The sequence below is a fragment of the Psychrobacter sp. KFRI-CH2-11 genome (assembly GCF_038239325.1).
GTDB classification, from domain to species: Bacteria; Pseudomonadota; Gammaproteobacteria; order Pseudomonadales; family Moraxellaceae; genus Psychrobacter; species Psychrobacter celer.
The window spans coordinates 2355250-2373118 of sequence record NZ_CP151283.1 but is presented as its reverse complement, the minus strand read 5'-3'; the positions used below and the strand labels follow the sequence as shown (position 1 = coordinate 2373118).

Here is a 17869-nt window from a genome sequence, read left to right as displayed (position 1 = left end):
CGGGTAGCGCCTAGCTAAAGCTAAAGACGATGTACTAGCCTGCGACCACGATATTGACCAGCTTATTGGGCACGACGATCTCTTTTTTGATGTCCCCTGTCAAAAACTTGGCCACACCCTCAAGTGCGCGTGCTTGCGCTTTTAGCTGCTCAGGGTCGCTGTTGGGGGCGACATCCATTTTGCCGCGCATCTTACCATTAACCTGCACCACCATGGTGATGGTGTCTTGTACCAGTGCGCGCTCGTCGACAGCAGGGTAGCTTAAGTTGACCGTATCGACACCCAGCTGCTCAAGCAAATGCTCGCCGACGTGCGGTGCGTAGGCAGATAGCATGATTAATAAATCAATCAATGCTTCGTGCTGTACTTGCAGGTCTTGCTCACTGCTGGCTTTAAAACCAGTCAGCTCATTGGCAAGCTCCATAAGACTTGAGACTGGCGTGTTTAGCGCCAAGCGCTCGCCTAGGTCACTGTCGATCTTGGCGATGGTTTCATGAGTCTTACGGCGTAAGTTTTTCGCCGCTTTGCTAAGGTGCTCTGTGTTTAATGCTTCGTTATTGAGCGTGGCTTTATTTAATGCATCAGGGCTTAGACTTGCAGCCGCTAGGGCTTGCATATGGTCGGTTGCGATGCGCCATACTTTTTTGACGAAGTTATAAGGGCCTTTTAGCGCGTCATCTGACCACTCAAGCGTCTGGTCGGCAGGGGCGGTAAACAGCGTGTACAAACGTACGGTATCCGCGCCATATTTATCGATGGTGATTTGTGGATCGACGCCGTTGTTTTTTGATTTGGACATTTTTTCTATTTTGCCGATGGTGACAGGCTGTCCATCAGATTTTAAAATCGCTTTAACTGGCTGACCGCGCTCGTTGTAGTCGATATCGACATCTTCGGTGAAGTAGTAAGTGGTGCTGCCATCAGCGTTGCGGCGGTAAAAAGTGCCCGCAAGCACCATGCCTTGCGTCATCAAGTTGGCAAATGGCTCATTGCCTGATACCAAGTTTTCGTCGCGCATGAGCTTATGGAAGAAACGCGCATAAAGTAGATGCATGACCGCGTGCTCGACACCGCCGATGTATTGATCGACAGGCAGCCATTTATTGGCGGCAGATTTATTGACCATGTTTTGCGTGTCGTTTGGACTGGCAAAGCGTGCGTAGTACCAGCTCGACTCAACAAAGGTGTCAAAGGTATCCGTCTCGCGCTCAGCTGGGTTGCCGCACTTTGGACAAGTGGTATTGACAAACTCTGGCATACTTTTGAGCGGGTTGCCGCGGCCATCAGGGACGACATCCGTTGGCAGTACGACAGGTAGATCTTGCTCTTCGACAGGCACCGTGCCGCAGTGCTCACAGTTGATCATTGGTATAGGGCAGCCCCAATAGCGCTGACGTGAGACGCCCCAGTCACGCAGACGATACTGGATTTTTTTCTTCGCAAGCTGTTGTGGCTCAAGTTTGGCAAGCATTGCCTCAAACGCTTGATCAAAATCCAAGCCGTCAAATTCGCCTGAGTTCACCAAGATGTTGCGCTCAGTATAAGCAAGATTTGGCTCAGAGCCGTCCGCTTGAGCCGCAGCAAGGACAGATGCTTCAAAGTCTGCAGGCGACTGGATGACTTGCTTGATAGGTAGGCTGTATTTGGTGGCAAACTCATAATCGCGCTCATCGTGCGCTGGTACCGCCATCACTGCGCCTGAGCCGTAGCTCATCAAGACATAGTTGGCGACCCACACAGGGACTTCTTCACCAGTGAGAGGATGGGTCACGGTCAGGCCTGTATCCATACCGATTTTTTCGGCTTTGGCCAGATCCGCTTCGGCGACCGAGCCTTTTTTGCACAGTGCACAAAACTGAGCGATGGCGTCATCCTGCTCAGAGGCGTACTGCGCTAACGGATGCTCAGCGGCAACGGCGACATAAGTGACGCCCATCAAGGTATCAGGGCGAGTGGTAAACACCTCTAAGGTGTTGCGCTCGCCGCTCAGCTCATAAGGGAAGTGTACTTCCATACCCGCGCTACGGCCGATCCAGTTGCGCTGCATGGTCAGAACTTCAGATGGCCAATGACCCTCTAGCTGGTCTAAATCATCGAGCAGCTCATCGGCATAATCAGTGATGTTAAAGTAATACATCGGGATGTCGCGCTTTTCAACGGGCGCGCCACTACGCCAGCCTTTGCCATCGATGACTTGCTCGTTGGCAAGGACGGTGTTGTCGACCGGATCCCAGTTGACGGTAGAGAGTTTTTTGTAGACCAAGCCTTTTTTGTAGAGCTGCAAAAACAACCACTGCTCCCACTGATAATACTCAGGGCTACAAGTGGCAAACTCACGTGACCAGTCGATAGAGAGACCGAGCAATTTTAGCTGGGCGCGCATGTTGTCGATGTTGGCAAATGTCCAAGCAGCAGGCGGCGTTTGGTTGGCGATGGCGGCGTTTTCTGCTGGCAGGCCAAAGCCATCCCAGCCCATTGGCTGCATGACATCAAAGCCTTTGAGGCGATAATAACGGCTGAGTACATCAGAGATGGTATAGTTACGCACGTGTCCCATGTGCAGCTTGCCACTTGGGTACGGAAACATCGACAGCATATAGCGACTTGGTTTGTCGCTTGGCTCATTGCTCACTTCATAGCGTTTGTCCGTTGCCCACTTGGCTTGTTGTGCCGCTTCGATCAGCTGCGGTTGGTATTGGGTAGGGTCTATGGAAGTATTGTTGGTCTGATTGGTATTAGCAGTTTCTGCTGTCACGGCGTTGCTCATAGTCGGCTCGAAATTGATGATTACAGATAAATTGGGTAAAACAAAATAATGCCATAGCATAGCGTAATTTGGCGAAAATTGCGATGGTATGATGACGCGTTTGCGCGCTGTCACGACGACAGGTTGGCAAGTTGGGGGAAAGGCATCATAGTAGCGACAGGAGGTTTTTGTTTAACAAACCAAAAATTAACCGGCTTCGGTATAATACAGCGACTAATGATTATGGATTGGGAGTTTTTATGAGCATCACTGTTTATGGCATCAAATCTTGTAGCACCATGAAAAAAGCGTTTACTAAGCTTGATGAGTTGGGTGTCAGCTATGATTTTCATGATTATAAAAAGCAGGGTATTGATAAAGAGAGCGTAGAGCGTTGGGTAGATGCGCTAGGTATCGATAAAGTGCTAAACAAGCGTGGTACCACATGGCGCAAGCTGACCGATGAGCAAAAACAAGCCGCTGATGACAGTGTAGATAAAGCGATAGATTTGCTGGTAGAAAACACCAGCATGATTAAACGTCCGATTGTGGAAGGTCAGATTGACGATAAAAATCAAGGTCAGCCAATATTGTTGTGCGGCTTTAATGAATCTGAGTTTGAGGCGGTTATTTATAAATAATTTTTATAAAAAAGCTGTCACTTTGACAAATTATAAACTATGCTCTCATAGATAGAATTAAGTTTACTAATTTATAGGGTCTATTGAACATTCAGATGTGCTACCAGCACGATATCTGAATGTTCAATAGACCCTAATGTTCGAGGATAGAATGATGAAAAAATTATTACTGATGGCTACGCTTGCAGCAGCACCTATAATGGCCACAAGCGTACAGGCGGCAGACTCATCAACTAAAGTAACCTTTGCAAAAGACAGCTATTGCGGTAACTTTACAGGCAATATCAAAGATGGCAAAGTGTTTCGTTTATGGCTTGCAGCAGACCAGAATTTAGTGATTCGTAATGTCGGCGATGATCGCATCAATATGGCTTACGTCTCAGGGCCAAGTGGTCGATTGGACGGTGACCGCTATGATAATGAAACGTCTTATATTACTGAGAGCAAAGGCAATCACTATATGAAGGTTTATGGTAATAGTTACCATAGTTCTGTTGAGTTCTGTGCTTATTAAATTCATCATTGTTTGAATGAATGTTGATGGGCCATAAAATTGATAGACAGTTAAAAAGCCCAAGCTTAGAGTCTAAGCTCGGGTTTTATAATACCTACGACAAACCAAATCACACTGAAGCACCAAATAATGAGCACGTAAAGACGAATTTGCTCTGCTGTCCAATCAAGCGCAAACCACTCAATCATAAAGAACGACTTCCAGCCTTCTATCCAGCGCGCACCGCCGTAGCCAATAATCCACCAGCAATATAGGCTCTCTAAAACAAACAGTAGGCACCACAGCCACAGCGGCATGATCGACTCCTCAAGAAGTTAAAGCATGGCCGCATCAAGGTCACGGCTAATCAAAGTACCGACACCTTCGTTGGTAAAGATCTCAAGCAAGGTTGCATGCGGCACACGGCCATCGACGATGACGGCGCTTTTGACGCCGCCACGAACCGCATCGAGCGCGCATCCTATTTTAGGAATCATACCGCCTGAAATGGTGCCATCTGCGATCAGACTATCGACAGTTTTTGGTGTCAGGCCCGTCACCACTTTACCATCACGGCCCAAGACGCCTTTGATGTTGGTCAAGAGCATGAGTTTTTCTGCCTGCAAAAACTCCGCCACTTTACCGGCCACCAAGTCGGCATTGATATTATAAGTATGCCCTTCGCTATCGACGCCAAGTGGGGCGATGACAGGGATGAAGTCGGAGGCAATAAGCATATTTATCACGTCTTTGTTGACGCTCACCACATCACCGACAAACCCCAAATCCACAGGTACAGCGACTCCATCGGTACCTATTTTGTCCATCATCAGTTTTTTTGCTTGGATTAAGTTGGCATCTTTACCAGTTAGGCCGATAGCGCGGCCGCCGTGTTTGTTGATGAGACTGACGATAGATTTGTTGACGCTGCCGCCTAGTACCATCTCGACGACATCCATGGTGCTTTTGTCAGTGACACGCATGCCATCGATGCGATCAGACTGCCGCCCCAACTCTTTTAGCAGGTTGTCCACCTGCGGGCCGCCGCCATGAACGACGACAGGATGCATGCCAACGGTTTTGAGTAAGACGATATCACGGGCAAAGGAGCTCTCAAGCGCAGGGTCAGTCATGGCGTTACCGCCGTATTTGACCACGATGATCTTATCGACAAAGCGCTGAATATAAGGCAAGGCCGTGGTCAATACTTCAGCGGTGATTTTGGCATCGTCTAGATTAAGCGTCATTACAAACTCCTACGGTAAAGGTACAGGGTAAAAAATATAAGCCAAAAAAGTGGGGGTGATAAGTTATTCAGCAGCAATCGCGATGATTTGCTCTGCCAGTCTTTGATCAAAGGGTCGGCACAAAGCGGCAAATCTGTTTTGTACTTCTTTTAAATCGTCAAGACTATCACCTGCAAAGCGCGCGGTCAGGTGATGACTGGTATTGGACTGCCGCAATACGCCAAAACCATGCGCAAAATCCAAGCGCACACCGTCGATACAGCTCAGTCTCGTGCCGATAGGCAATAACTGCCGCGCCTGCGCTAAGGTGATAGCGGGCTGTTGCGCTATACAATCACAAGACGAGCGTTCATTAACAACTGCGTGGCTGCAGGCGGGATTGACCAAGCAATCTTCTTGAGAATCTGCTATATCTGACTGCTCGCGGGCCGCATCCATGAGCTGCTGTATATACTGACAAAAAACCTGTAGCTGCGTCACGATAGAGCGCTCGCGCGTGAGGGCATACGGTATTGGCAGATAATGATCGGCGGTACTGACCAGCGTAGGCAGGCTTTGGGTGATAGCTGCTAAGGAGGTTTGGGTAACATCGTCCGGCTGAGCGGCCAATCCATGCAATAGCCGTAAAGCCGCGTACATGGCATCATCATAAGCGATAAAACGCTTGTCATTAAAAATAAAATGCCCTGATAGCTCGCCTGCAAAGACAATGCGGCTATCGGTATGCTGCATCTGCTGGCGCATCAGACTGCTCCCCGTCCGGCTCACGATAGGCTCAGCGCCCAGCTCGGCCAGCAATGCAGGCAGATGGTGAGAGCACTTAATATCAAACAGTACTTGAGGCACCGCGGTTGAAGCTGGGTTAGGCGCGCTATCGCAGAGCGCGGATTTTGCCAGTAGATACAACAGATGATCCGGCATCACTGTCTTGCCATTTTCATCGACGACCATCAGCCTATCGCCATCGCCATCGAACGCCAGTCCGATATCGGCTTTGTGCGTGGTGACCGCTTGCTGCAACTGTTTGAGCCGACTTGGCTCAGTAGGATCGGGGTTGCCTAAGGGAAAGTGACCGTCTGCTGTATTGTTAAGCATGATAACGCTCTGACAAAAACGCTGAAATAAAGGCTGAGCGATGTGACTGGTCGCCCCATGCATACAGTCGATCACTACCGTCAGCTCAAGCTTGGGCGCAGCATGGCGCCAGTCGCTGCATGGCTGCTGGGCTGCGCTGTATTGTCCGTGATGGTGCGATGCTTTATCACAGGCCTGCTCACCACTTATAGGGTATAGACTTATAGGGTGTAGAGGGTATAGCTGGATAAAAACATGATAAATGGCATCGATATAGCCATGACTCACTTGCTCCGTTGGCAGATGACCCATCGAACCTATCGCTGCAGTCAGAGCAAGCGGCGTATCAGGAGGCGCTAGCTGCTGATAGAGCGCCTGAATTTCAGCACAGCTAGGGGACTGATGGTTTACCAGCCATTTTATGCCTAGTATATTTTTGGCCGAGTGACTGGCGGTCACCATGATGCCGTGTCCCTGATATTGCGCTGCCCAATATGCCATCATCGGTGTGGTCACCAAACCGAGCTGAATGACATGCAGGCCATGCTGTGCCAAGATATTCGCTAAGGTATGTGCGATGTCATCACTGCTGCAGCGCACATCGTAGCCGATGACGACGATGCTTTGTTTATTGGTGTTGTTTATGGTATTGGGAAGGATATGCTGCTGATTGATGCTGTGCTGATCCGTGTTTGACTGACTGATATTTGACCGATCGACGTTTGCCAAAACATCCGTATCAGCACTGGTGCCTCGGTATTCGGCGGTTTGATACAGATAGGCAAAAGCGTGCCCCAACGCTTGAATAAAATCGGTGGTAAAATGCTGACGCGGCCCGCGAATATCATAAGCACGAAATAAGGATTGCTGCGCAGCAAAAGATGGCATCGCTTACTCTCCTTATGGCGTGATGGTTAAAATAGTAGAGGTTTTCTAGAGCTTGTCTTCAATTCAAGCGACAGTTATTAAATAGTCAAAAAAAGCAAGTCGGTCTACTGGCGACCTGAATGACCAAAACCGCCTGCGCCGCGCGCACTGGTCTCACTAAACTCTGACACCACGGTAAACTCAGGACGAGCGACAGGGACGACAATATACTGCGCCATGCGCTCTGCTGGGTTTAATACAAAATCCTCAGCGCTACGATTCCAGATACTGACCATCAGCTCGCCTTGGTAGTCGGCATCGATCAAACCCACCAAATTCCCCAAAACAATACCGTGCTTATGGCCCAGTCCTGAGCGCGGCAGAATCATCCCAGCATAATTAGGGTCCTCGATATACACAGCCAGACCTGTACCGACAAGATGTGTTTCCCCGGCTTTGATGGTCAAAGGCGCATCGATACAAGCGCGCAAATCAATACCAGCACTACCATCGGTCGCACGTGTCGGCAAAGAAAAAGCCTTGTCTTCAACGATTTTTGGGTTTAACACTTTTACTTGTACAGCTTGCATAACGCACTCACTCAACGATTGGATAGGTTGTAAATTAAATTCAAAAAAATGCCTGATTTAGGCGAAGCCGATTGGCTTTGTAAAAATAAAAAAAGTCAATGACTACTACATGACAGCTTTGGTGCTCACTCACAGTATCAGCACACTTGCTAGGCCCAAAAACGACATAAAACCGACAATATCAGTGACGGTGGTCAAAATCACCGACGCTGATAGAGCAGGATCGATATTCATGCGTTTTAGGAGTAAAGGAATGCTAATGCCTGAGACATTGGCCGCAGTCATATTGATGGCGATTGCCAAGCCAATGACCGCACTGATCTTGATATCATGAAACCACAATTGGGCGATAAACGCCATGATTATTGCCCATATCATACCGTTTATCGCGCCGACCCACAGCTCTTTGTTCAGTAGCCATAAACGGTTGGAGCCACCAATTTGACCCATCGCCATACCACGAATGACGACTGTTAAGGTTTGCGAGCCAGCGATACCGCCCATACTGGCAACCACGGGCATTAAAATCGCCAGCGCCACCACTTTTGCCAACACCGCCTCAAACTGACCGATGACCGCCGCCGCTAATAGCGCGGTACACAGATTGATACCAAGCCAGATACTACGGCTTTTGGCGCTGGTCAAGATAGGAGCAAACAGCTCCTCATCTTGGCTGACACCTGCGAGGTTTTTCATGGTGCTATCGACATCATCTTGGATAATCTCCATGATGTCCTCGCCATTTAACTGACCGACCAGCTCGCCATGGCTGTTGATGACGGGGGCAAAACGAATGTCTTCTGAGCGAAAAATCGCCGCCGCATCGGTGATGTCGAAGCGATCATTGATGGTGACGGCAGGGTCGATAAGCACTGAGACCAAAGTGGTTTGATCATGTTTGATCAAATCCACCAAGCTTAGCAGCCCAAGCAATTGCTGGCTTTGATCGACGACCAACAGCTCTTGGCTTTCGTCATCGAGTAGATCGTCATTGTCACGCAGCCATTCTTGTACCTCAGCCAGCGTAATGTCGTCTCTGACCTGAATGAGATCAGGGTCCATATAGCTACCGACTTCCCAATCGGCATAGGTGTCGAGCTTATTGACCTGCACACGGATATCTTCGTCCAGCGTCGCCATCACCGAGGTGCGGACGCTGTCGGTCACCGTGTCCAAAATCTCTGAGATGTCTTGGGCATCTAGGTCTTGTGTAAACAGTGATATCTCTTTGGATGAGATGTTTTCCATCAACGGCTGGCGCGTATCGACTTCTAGCTCGGCCAGCACCTCACCTTTGATGTTATCGGGTACTTGCTCCCAAATCAGCAGGCGGTTTTGTGTTGGAAAAGACTCAAGTAAGCTGGCAATTTCATATTCTGATTGCTTGTCTAAAAACGCGGTAATGTCCTCAAATGCCCTGTCAGCCACCAGACCTTGTAGATACAGCAGCTTGTACTCAGCGCTATACTCTGCAGGATTGTAATCTCCTTGCAGGGTCGATGGTCGTTCTTGTTCAGGCGGTGGCGTAGGCATAAAGGTTCCAATGTTTTTTACAAATGCTAGGACAGGTACTAGGGCGTGTCTTCAATTCACTCGGTAGTTGTTTCATCACGCAGCCATGTCGATGTTTTCTGTGCTGTGCCCTTATGATAACAAAGACAGGGACGGGCGATGAAGGCTGAACGTTTAGTGACCGTTAACGATTGCCCAATAATGCCCGAATATTGGCCAAGTATTCATCAGCGACTTTTTCAGGGTCTTTGCTGGCTTTTTTCTTTTTGGCTTTGGCAGGCCAGTCGATATGATCCTCTGGCAGCTCATCTAAAAACCGCGACTCGGAGGTGACGCGCATTTGTCCACCAGCACGGCGCTGGGTTGCCAGCGTCAGCGTCAGCTCACGGCGCGCGCGGGTGATGCCCACGTACATCAAACGCCTCTCTTCTTCGATGGTCTCACTGATGATAGAGTTGCGATGCGGCAGCATCTCTTCTTCTAACCCCATGATATAGACAAAATCAAACTCCAAGCCTTTGGCCGCGTGCAGGGTCATCAGATTGACTTTATTGGTGTTTTCTTCTTCTTGCTGCTGCTCGAGCATATCGAGTAATACCAGTTTGCGAATGATGGTATCAATGGTGCGATCTTCATCGTCTTCTGCGCGGTTGATCAGCGACTGAATACTGGTGTAGAGCATGTCGATATTGTCAAGGCGGTTTTTTTCTTGCTGCGGCGTCTTGGCGTCGCTGCGGACAAAGTCGATATAGCCTGTCTCATCAATCATCTGGCGCACGATGGGGACTGGGTCAGGGTGCTGATCCAGCTCGCGGGTATAGTGCTCGATAAACTCGCCAAACTCCTTTATCGTACCATAGGCTTTGGATGGCAATACGTGCGAAAGGCCTGCATGGGTACAAGAGGCGAGTAGGGAGATACTATGCTCTTGGGCAAATAAGCCTAACTTCTCAAGCGTTGCAGGCCCCATACCGCGTTTGGGCGTGTTGATGATACGCAAAAACGCACTGTCGTCTTCTGGGTTCAATATCAGGCGCAAATAACCCATGATGTCTTTGATTTCACTGCGTGCAAAAAACGACTGACCGCCAGAGAGCTTATAGGGCACTTGCAATTGGCGCAATTGTGCCTCGAGCATACGCGCCTGAAAGTTGCTGCGATAAAGCACCGCGTATTGCTCCCACTCATTGCCAAAGCGCAGCTTGTGTGTGACGATTTCTTTGGCGACGCGCTCGGCCTCGTCATCGTCATTACGGCAGTTGATGATGCGGATTTTTTCGCCTTGGCCTTTATCCGACCAGAGCTTTTTTTCAAATAAATGCTCGTTGTTAAGAATCACCGCGTTGGCTGAGGTCAAAATACGGGTGGTCGAGCGGTAGTTTTGCTCGAGCATGACGATTTTTAGTTTGGGAAAATCTTCTTTGAGCAGTGCCATGTTTTCAGGTTTGGCACCGCGCCACGCATAGATCGACTGATCGTCATCGCCGACCACGGTAAAGCGACCTTGCGGCCCAACCAAGTATTTGATCATCTCGTACTGGGCGGTGTTGGTATCTTGATATTCATCGACCAATAAGTAGCGAATGCGGTTTTGCCATTTGTCGCGCAGCTCCCTGTTTTCACGCAGTATCTTGGTTGGCAAGACGATCAAATCATCAAAATCCACAGCGTTATACGCACGCAGATTGCGCTCATATAGACCATATAGCGTGGCAAAAATCATGTCCTCTGGATCGTCCAAGGTCTCCATCGCCTTATCCGGCTCAATCAAGTCGTTTTTCCAGTCTGAGATCATCTTGATGGCTTTGCCGACCAGCTCACGACTCTCAGCGCCGCTTAGGTTGTCGCGCATCATCAGCTCCATCAGCAGGCGCTTACTGTCGTCGCTGTCCATGATAGAAAAATTGCCCTTGAGCGGCGTATGCATCAGCTCATAACGCAAAAACTGCAGACCAAATTGGTGAAAGGTTGAGACCGTCAGACCGCGCATCTTGTCGCTAGGGAGTAGCTTGCTGACACGCGCCTTCATCTCGCGCGCCGCCTTGTTGGTAAAGGTCACCGCGGTGATACGCTCCGCTGGCATGTTGCACTCTTCAATTAGATACGCAATCTTGCGGGTGATCACTGATGTCTTACCAGAGCCGGCACCCGCCAGCACCAGTAGTGGGCCTGAGACGTAGAGCATGGCCTCGGATTGTTTGGGATTGAGTTGACTCATAACGTGACCTGTAAGACAAAAGCAAAAGATAAAATATAGTCGGTTCTAAATAAAAGCGTCATGTATTTATTGACCAGCAAGGCCGATAAAAATTTTCTGGCGTGCTGTGCCGCTGCAGACAGAGGCTGCAAAAATTTCTATCAGCCTTGCTATAACATTAACATTTTATAGTGAACTGACTATAGCGGTATAAAACAGTACCGACAGCCGCTGGATAAAAATAAACCATCACTGTCATCTAAGAGGGATAAACAAATATCGCCAATATAGGCTAAGATTTTTCATTAGATATTTTTCATCAGATATCGTGCTGTAGGTTTATCATTACCAAAGATGATTGAGACGCTGCCAAAGGTGTCTTTGTGCCAATGGCGAGACATCATTAAAATTCGGTGAGGTATTATAAAGCAAAAACAACGACTTTGGGGAGGAGATGGACGAGCAGAGATGCCGAGTAAAGCCAAGTGGTTTTGCTCAATAATGATATGATATCAGTCATAAGTAAAAGTTATGGATTTGGGGTTAATATAAGGTAATGTCTATATCATAATTTATAGTAAAAAAAACATATTTTTTTTATAGAGAAAGTGACCGTTCAATACAGTTAAAAACTAGCTTTTAGACACTGAAATGCGTATAGTACGTAAATAATTTATGCCAGTTGTCTCGTCCATTGTTGACTACGTGTAATGAGTTATTAAATCAATTAAGTAAGCAGTGCGATATGATATTGATTTAATAAGTTGATCTTACGTTGTTACAAGCGGGGTTAGACGACCAGCTTGCTCCGTATGTCTAGCGGAACCTCTACAGTTGGTCATGTCTGACATCGTCGTCAATACACTTGATAATTGGCTATTACCAGCACAGTACCTAATATGGTTATTTAGTCGTTACTTAAATACAGTGGCTCAATGACAGTCGCTTTGTGTTTTCGTCTGCGTCAAGCCTGCCGCTCACCGATCCTTGTTGGTCAGTCTCTGCGCGGCGCTTGGCACTCGATTGGGTGAGGAGCACGTATTATCATGTCTGCTTTTAATTGGTCAGCAATTGCTTTTATCTTAGCCGCCATTGGGCTGGTTGTTTTTATGCTGGTCGTGCCGCGTTTGCTTGGCGGTCGCTCTCAAGGCTCACAAAAAGAAGAAGTATTTGAAGCGGGTGTTGTCGGAGCAGGCAACGCCCGTATTCGTCTGTCTGCCAAATTTTATTTGGTGGCGATTTTCTTTGTTATTTTCGATTTAGAGGCGCTTTATCTTTATGCGTATGCCGTTTCAGTGCGCGAAGCCGGTTGGTTAGGGTTTGCTGCCGCCGCCATCTTTATCACAATCTTAATCATCAGTCTGATATATGAGCTGAGTCTGGGCGCGATGAACTGGGCACCAGCGGACAAGCGCCGCAAAAAACCTCGTCTACATGCCGCGCCAGCTGGATTTAATTTGGCAGACATCACCCGTTTTGATGGGGCGCACGAGCTGATGGTCGATCCGACAGGTAAAGTCCCAGCGCAGTCATCAGGGCAGATCAACGTCTCAAACAATATTGAGACCAATCGTCGCCATCTACAAAATATCGATCATATCAATACCACGGGCAATGTGACCTCCGTGGATTTTGCCACGTCTGCGCAAAAAGACAGTGTTGAGCGTTAAGACGGTCAAGCTGTACAAAACCTTAGGGTTTATGATGGTATATCAATGATCACTTATGAATAATGGGCGCGCGCGGTGGCAAGAAGATAGTCCTGCAGTGCCCCATATAAAGGTTGTATGTTATGAAATACACATTAACAAAAGCCAACCCTGATGCAGATACCTATCCTGCTCAGACCAGTCAAACGGTCAATGACCCTATCGAAGATGAAGTCAATAAAAACGTCTTTATGGGTCGTCTCGAAGACCTTGTCCATTCAACAGCAAACTGGGGTCGCAAGCACTCGCTTTGGCCATTTAACTTTGGTACCTCTTGCTGTTATGTCGAATATGCCACCACGTTAACTGCGGTTCATGACTTATCGCGATTTGGTGCCGAAGTCATTCGCGCCTCGCCGCGTCAGGCCGATGTGATGATCGTTGCTGGGACTTGTTTTGTCAAAATGGCCCCTGTTATCCAGCGTCTTTATGAGCAAATGCTAGAGCCAAAGTGGGTCATATCAATGGGTGCCTGCGCCAACTCAGGCGGTATGTATGACATCTACTCTGTCGTACAAGGTGTGGATAAGATTATTCCTGTCGACGTTTATGTGCCAGGTTGCCCGCCGCGTCCAGAAGCGCTGATTCAGGGGCTGATGCTGCTACAAGAGTCTATTACCAAAGAGCGCCGTCCGCTGGGTGTCCATGTCAATGAGCAGGGTATCTACCAGCCGCAAATGACGCCTGAGCGCGATCGCAAACAGGCAGACCGTATCGCGGTAAAAAACCTGCGCAGCCCAGACAGTATCTAAGCGCGCTGTTAGCGCCAGCGGTTATGTAGTCTGGCGAGGGTTTTATCGTTAATAATTCGTAGACGTGCTCAATACGCGTACGCCCATCACAGTTCGGTTATGATTAACATCGTTTAGTTATGATTAATGAAGGAATACATCATTCATGGTCACGGTAGTCGAAAACACAGATCCTAATAATAGGGGTCCTAAGAGCAAGCCTGCTCCAGCAGTCATCCAAGAGCTTACCCATAAATATGCTGGCAAGTTTGTGGTGCAGCATACGGTTGATGAGATTCCAACGGTGTGGGTGGCGCGCGCAGATTTGCTTGAGATATTGTTATTCTTGCGCAAATTGCCCAAGCCCTATGTCATGCTATTTGACTTATCCGCGATAGATGAGCGGTTGCGCCAGCACCGTGCAGGTCTGCCAGATAGCGACTTTACGGTGTTTTATCATTTGATGTCGCTTGAGCGCAATAGTGATGTGCGTATCAAAGTGGCGCTAGATGAAGACGATTTGACGCTGCCGAGCGCCACGCAGATTTGGCCAAATGCCAACTGGTATGAGCGCGAAGTCTGGGATATGTTTGGGATTGTCTTTAGTGGCCATCCACATCTGACGCGCATCTTATTGCCGAAATACTGGGAAGGCCATCCACTGCGCAAAGAGTATCACGCGCGCGCCACTGAATTTACGCCGTATTTCCTAAACGCGGCAAAACAACAATACGAGCAAGAAAACCTGCGTTTTGTCCCAGAAGAGTGGGGTATGAAGCGCTCGGGCCGCGATGAAGACTTTATGTTTTTGAACATCGGGCCTAACCACCCCTCAGCGCACGGTGCCTTTCGTTTGGTACTACAGCTCGATGGCGAGGAAGTCGTTGATTGTATCCCTGATATTGGTTATCACCACCGCGGCGCAGAAAAAATGGCTGAGCGTCAGACGTGGCATTCATTTATCCCTTATACCGACCGTATCGATTATCTGGGCGGGGTGATGAATGAGCTGCCCTACATCATGTCGGTGGAAAAGCTCGCTGGTATCAAGGTACCGCCACGCGCTGAGACCATCCGCGTGATGATGAGCGAATTTTTCCGTATTACCAACAACTTATTGTATGTCGGTACCTTTATTCAGGATGCCGGTGGCATGACGCCGGTATTTTATATGTTTACCGACCGCCAAAAAGCCTATGATGTCATCGAAGCCGTCACCGGCTACCGTATGCATCCAGCATGGTTCCGTATCGGCGGTACTGCTGCTGACCTGCCGCGTGGCTGGCAGCGCTTGGTACGTGAGTTTTTGGAATGGATGCCCAAGCGTTTGGATGAGTATGTCAAAGCGGCACTACAAAACAGCGTGCTCAAGGGCCGTACTCAAGGCGTGGCACAGTACAATGCCAAGCAGGCTTTGGCGTGGGGTGTCACTGGAGCCGGTCTACGCGCGACAGGGGTGGACTTTGATCTGCGTAAGGCGCGTCCATACATGGGCTATGAGAATTTTGACTTTGAAGTGCCCATCGGCTACAACGGTGATGCTTATGATCGTTGTATGGTAAAAGTCGAAGAGATGCGCCAGTCGCTGCGTATTATCCGCCAGTGTATGGACAACATGCCGCAAGGCCCGTACAAAGCCGACCATCCGCTAGCGGTACCACCGCCAAAGGACCGTACGCTAAATGACATTGAGACGCTGATCAACCACTTTATCTCTGTCTCTTGGGGTCCTGTGATGCCAGCGGGTGAGTGTGCCACCATCGTGGAAGCAACCAAAGGCCTCAACAGCTATTACATCACGTCTGACAAAGCCACGATGAGCTATCGTACTCGTATTCGCACCCCGACATTTGCTCATTTGCAGCAGATGCCGTCAGTGATTAATGGCTCCTTGGTCTCTGATGCCATTATGTATCTGGCATCGATTGATATTGTGATGGCAGACTGTGACCGCTAGCGCTGTGATTTGAGATGAGTGTTTTTTTAAGATAAGTCAATCAATATATTATTGCCTGATGGCACGCCAAAATGCGATCACCTGTCAATATCATACAGTGTCTTTATGTCAGTGATGATAAAGCTGTAGTGGCTAGGTGCTTAGCATGATGAGTGAGGAAAGATAGAAGATTATGAAAATTGTTTCCGACAAAATGCCAAAAGTAGATGTGGCAAGTATCCTCACTGCTGAGGAAATTGCTGCCATTCATGAATATATGCATCACTATCCCCATGCGCGCGCCGCCTCGCTAGATGCGCTAAAAATCGTGCAAAAGCGCAACGGCTGGGTCGATGATGCGCAGGTCAATGCCATCGCCAATATATTAGACATTCCGATGTCGGATATGGACGGCGTTGCGACTTTCTTTAACCGTATTTATCGTCAGCCTGTCGGCCGTCATGTCATCCTGATTTGTGACTCAGTGGCCTGTTATCTAACAGGTTATGAGGCATTATCGGCTGAAATTCGATCACAGCTGGGTATTGAGTATGGGCAGACCACAGCTGATGGCCGTTTTACGCTATTACCGATTTGCTGCTTGGGTAACTGTGATAAAGGCCCTGCGGTGCTGATAGACGAAGACACTTATGGTCCTGTCCAGCCATCTGAGGTTGCGCAATTATTGGAGCTATACGCATGAGTTTAACGATTTCAGAGCAGATTGCTCGTCGCGGTCAAGGTAAAGCGCCAAGCCAACTAAATGAACAGCGTATACCAATTTATGGGGATAAGGCGACCGCCACCAGCGAAACCAAACCATTGACTTGGCGTTTGGCGCATCATGATGCCGTTTTGGATTTAGCGACTTATGAGTCTCTACAAGGCTTTACGGGTTTAAAAAAGGCATTGTCCAAATCACCAAAAGAAGTCGGCAATATGATCAAGGCGGCCAATGTCAGAGGACGCGGCGGTGCAGGCTTTAACGCCGGTCTGAAATGGTCGTTTATGTCGCCGCCAGATGGCTTGCCACGTTATCTCATCTGTAATGCTGATGAGATGGAGCCGGGCACCTTTAAAGACCGTTTATTGATGGAGCGCCTACCGTTTCAGCTTATCGAAGGTATGCTCATCACCGCTCATGCGATTGGTGCCACCGATGGTTATATCTTTATCCGCGGTGAATATATATTGGCTGCTGAGCGTTTGGTTGCGGCTATTGAAGAATGTCTAGCCAATAATCTGATGGGCGACAACATTCTTGGCTCAGATTTTAGCTTTAATCTGCATGTACATACGGGTGCTGGCCGCTATATCTGCGGTGAAGAAACCGCCTTGATCAATTGCCTAGAAGGTCGCCGCGCCAACCCTCGTACCAAGCCGCCGTTTCCGCAAATCTCTGGGGCGTGGGGCAGACCGACGGTGGTCAATAACGTCGAGACGTTAAATAATATGCCAGCGATTCTCAATCATGGTGTCGAGTGGTATCAGTCACTATCGAAAATCAAAGGCAAAAGCGAAACCCCTGGTACTAAGCTCTTTGGCTGCTCAGGATTGGTCAATGACCCAGGTTTATGGGAGCTGCCATTTGGCTATACCGCTCGCGAGATCATCGAAGAGTTGGCTGGCGGCATGAAAGATGGCAAAACACTCAAAGCATGGTTGCCTGGTGGTGCCTCGACCGACTTTTTGACCACAGAGCATTTGGACGTGGTGATGGATTTTGACACCATTCAAAAAGCCGGTAGCCGTATGGGTACTGGGCTGATTATGGTCGTCGATGAAGCGCAGGACATGGTGCCGCTGCTGCGCAATCTTGAGATTTTCTTTCAGCGTGAGTCATGCGGTTGGTGCACGCCATGCCGTGATGGTCTGCCGTGGGGTGTCAAGCTGCTCACCGCCATCAATGATGGCGCGGGACAAGTCGGCGATGTCGAAAAACTAGAAGGCCTCACCCGTGACTTGTGGATCGGCAAAACATTCTGTGCCCATGCGCCTGGTGCGATGGAGCCACTGATGAGTGCGATTAAATATTTCCGTCCTGAGTTTGATCAAAAAATCGCGCAGGCGGTTGGTGTCGATGTCATTGATGCGGCAGCCAACCAACAGCCAGAAGTGAAATAAGG

14 protein-coding genes are annotated in these 17869 nt (G+C 48.8%); 7 read left to right on the top strand and 7 right to left on the bottom strand.

Annotated features, from left to right (window positions below):
• Positions 1-34: 34 nt before the first annotated feature.
• Positions 35-2767, bottom strand: coding sequence for a leucine--tRNA ligase (gene leuS / locus AADH33_RS09750; protein WP_075101563.1), 2733 nt, complete (start codon positions 2765-2767; stop codon positions 35-37).
• A gap of 239 nt (positions 2768-3006) precedes the next feature.
• Between leuS and AADH33_RS09745 the strand changes: the two genes are divergently transcribed.
• Both AADH33_RS09745 and AADH33_RS09740 read left to right on the top strand, forming a co-directional pair.
• Positions 3007-3387 (top strand): arsenate reductase, encoded by a 381-nt coding sequence (locus AADH33_RS09745; RefSeq protein WP_348548787.1) that lies wholly within the window; start codon positions 3007-3009, stop codon positions 3385-3387.
• Between the two features lie 154 nt (positions 3388-3541).
• Positions 3542-3901, top strand: a complete 360-nt coding sequence (locus AADH33_RS09740) for a hypothetical protein (protein ID WP_075101445.1) — start codon at positions 3542-3544, stop codon at positions 3899-3901.
• A gap of 65 nt (positions 3902-3966) precedes the next feature.
• Here the strand turns inward: AADH33_RS09740 and AADH33_RS09735 are convergent, their stop codons facing one another.
• The 6 genes from AADH33_RS09735 to AADH33_RS09710 all read right to left on the bottom strand — a co-directional run bounded on the left by AADH33_RS09735 (position 3967) and on the right by AADH33_RS09710 (position 11388).
• Positions 3967-4197, bottom strand: a complete 231-nt coding sequence (locus AADH33_RS09735; RefSeq protein ID WP_075101446.1) for a hypothetical protein — start codon at positions 4195-4197, stop codon at positions 3967-3969.
• Between the two features lie 18 nt (positions 4198-4215).
• Positions 4216-5127 (bottom strand): acetylglutamate kinase, encoded by a 912-nt coding sequence (gene argB, locus AADH33_RS09730; RefSeq protein ID WP_075101447.1) that lies wholly within the window; start codon positions 5125-5127, stop codon positions 4216-4218.
• Between the two features lie 63 nt (positions 5128-5190).
• Complete coding sequence (locus tag AADH33_RS09725; RefSeq protein ID WP_348548786.1) at positions 5191-7089, bottom strand: phosphomannomutase; 1899 nt, start codon at positions 7087-7089, stop codon at positions 5191-5193.
• A 104-nt stretch (positions 7090-7193) separates the two neighbouring features.
• Positions 7194-7658, bottom strand: a complete 465-nt coding sequence (gene dut, locus AADH33_RS09720; protein WP_207969395.1) for a dUTP diphosphatase — start codon at positions 7656-7658, stop codon at positions 7194-7196.
• Between the two features lie 129 nt (positions 7659-7787).
• Positions 7788-9191, bottom strand: a complete 1404-nt coding sequence (gene mgtE / locus AADH33_RS09715) for a magnesium transporter (RefSeq protein ID WP_075101450.1) — start codon at positions 9189-9191, stop codon at positions 7788-7790.
• A 163-nt stretch (positions 9192-9354) separates the two neighbouring features.
• Positions 9355-11388, bottom strand: a complete 2034-nt coding sequence (locus tag AADH33_RS09710; RefSeq protein WP_207969393.1) for a UvrD-helicase domain-containing protein — start codon at positions 11386-11388, stop codon at positions 9355-9357.
• Between the two features lie 1025 nt (positions 11389-12413).
• Here AADH33_RS09710 and ndhC point away from each other — a divergent pair.
• The 5 genes from ndhC (at position 12414) to nuoF (ending at position 17867) form a co-directional block, all read left to right on the top strand.
• Positions 12414-13037 (top strand): NADH-quinone oxidoreductase subunit A, encoded by a 624-nt coding sequence (gene ndhC / locus AADH33_RS09705; RefSeq protein WP_348548785.1) that lies wholly within the window; start codon positions 12414-12416, stop codon positions 13035-13037.
• A 122-nt stretch (positions 13038-13159) separates the two neighbouring features.
• Positions 13160-13828 (top strand): NuoB/complex I 20 kDa subunit family protein, encoded by a 669-nt coding sequence (locus AADH33_RS09700; RefSeq protein ID WP_105244960.1) that lies wholly within the window; start codon positions 13160-13162, stop codon positions 13826-13828.
• A 145-nt stretch (positions 13829-13973) separates the two neighbouring features.
• Positions 13974-15764, top strand: a complete 1791-nt coding sequence (gene nuoC, locus AADH33_RS09695; RefSeq protein WP_317052753.1) for an NADH-quinone oxidoreductase subunit C/D — start codon at positions 13974-13976, stop codon at positions 15762-15764.
• A 172-nt stretch (positions 15765-15936) separates the two neighbouring features.
• Positions 15937-16446, top strand: coding sequence for an NADH-quinone oxidoreductase subunit NuoE (gene nuoE, locus AADH33_RS09690; RefSeq protein WP_348548784.1), 510 nt, complete (start codon positions 15937-15939; stop codon positions 16444-16446).
• Positions 16443-17867, top strand: coding sequence for an NADH-quinone oxidoreductase subunit NuoF (gene nuoF, locus AADH33_RS09685; RefSeq protein ID WP_348548783.1), 1425 nt, complete (start codon positions 16443-16445; stop codon positions 17865-17867). The genes nuoE and nuoF overlap by 4 nt, the downstream gene beginning before the upstream one ends.
• The last annotated feature ends 2 nt before the right edge of the window (positions 17868-17869 follow it).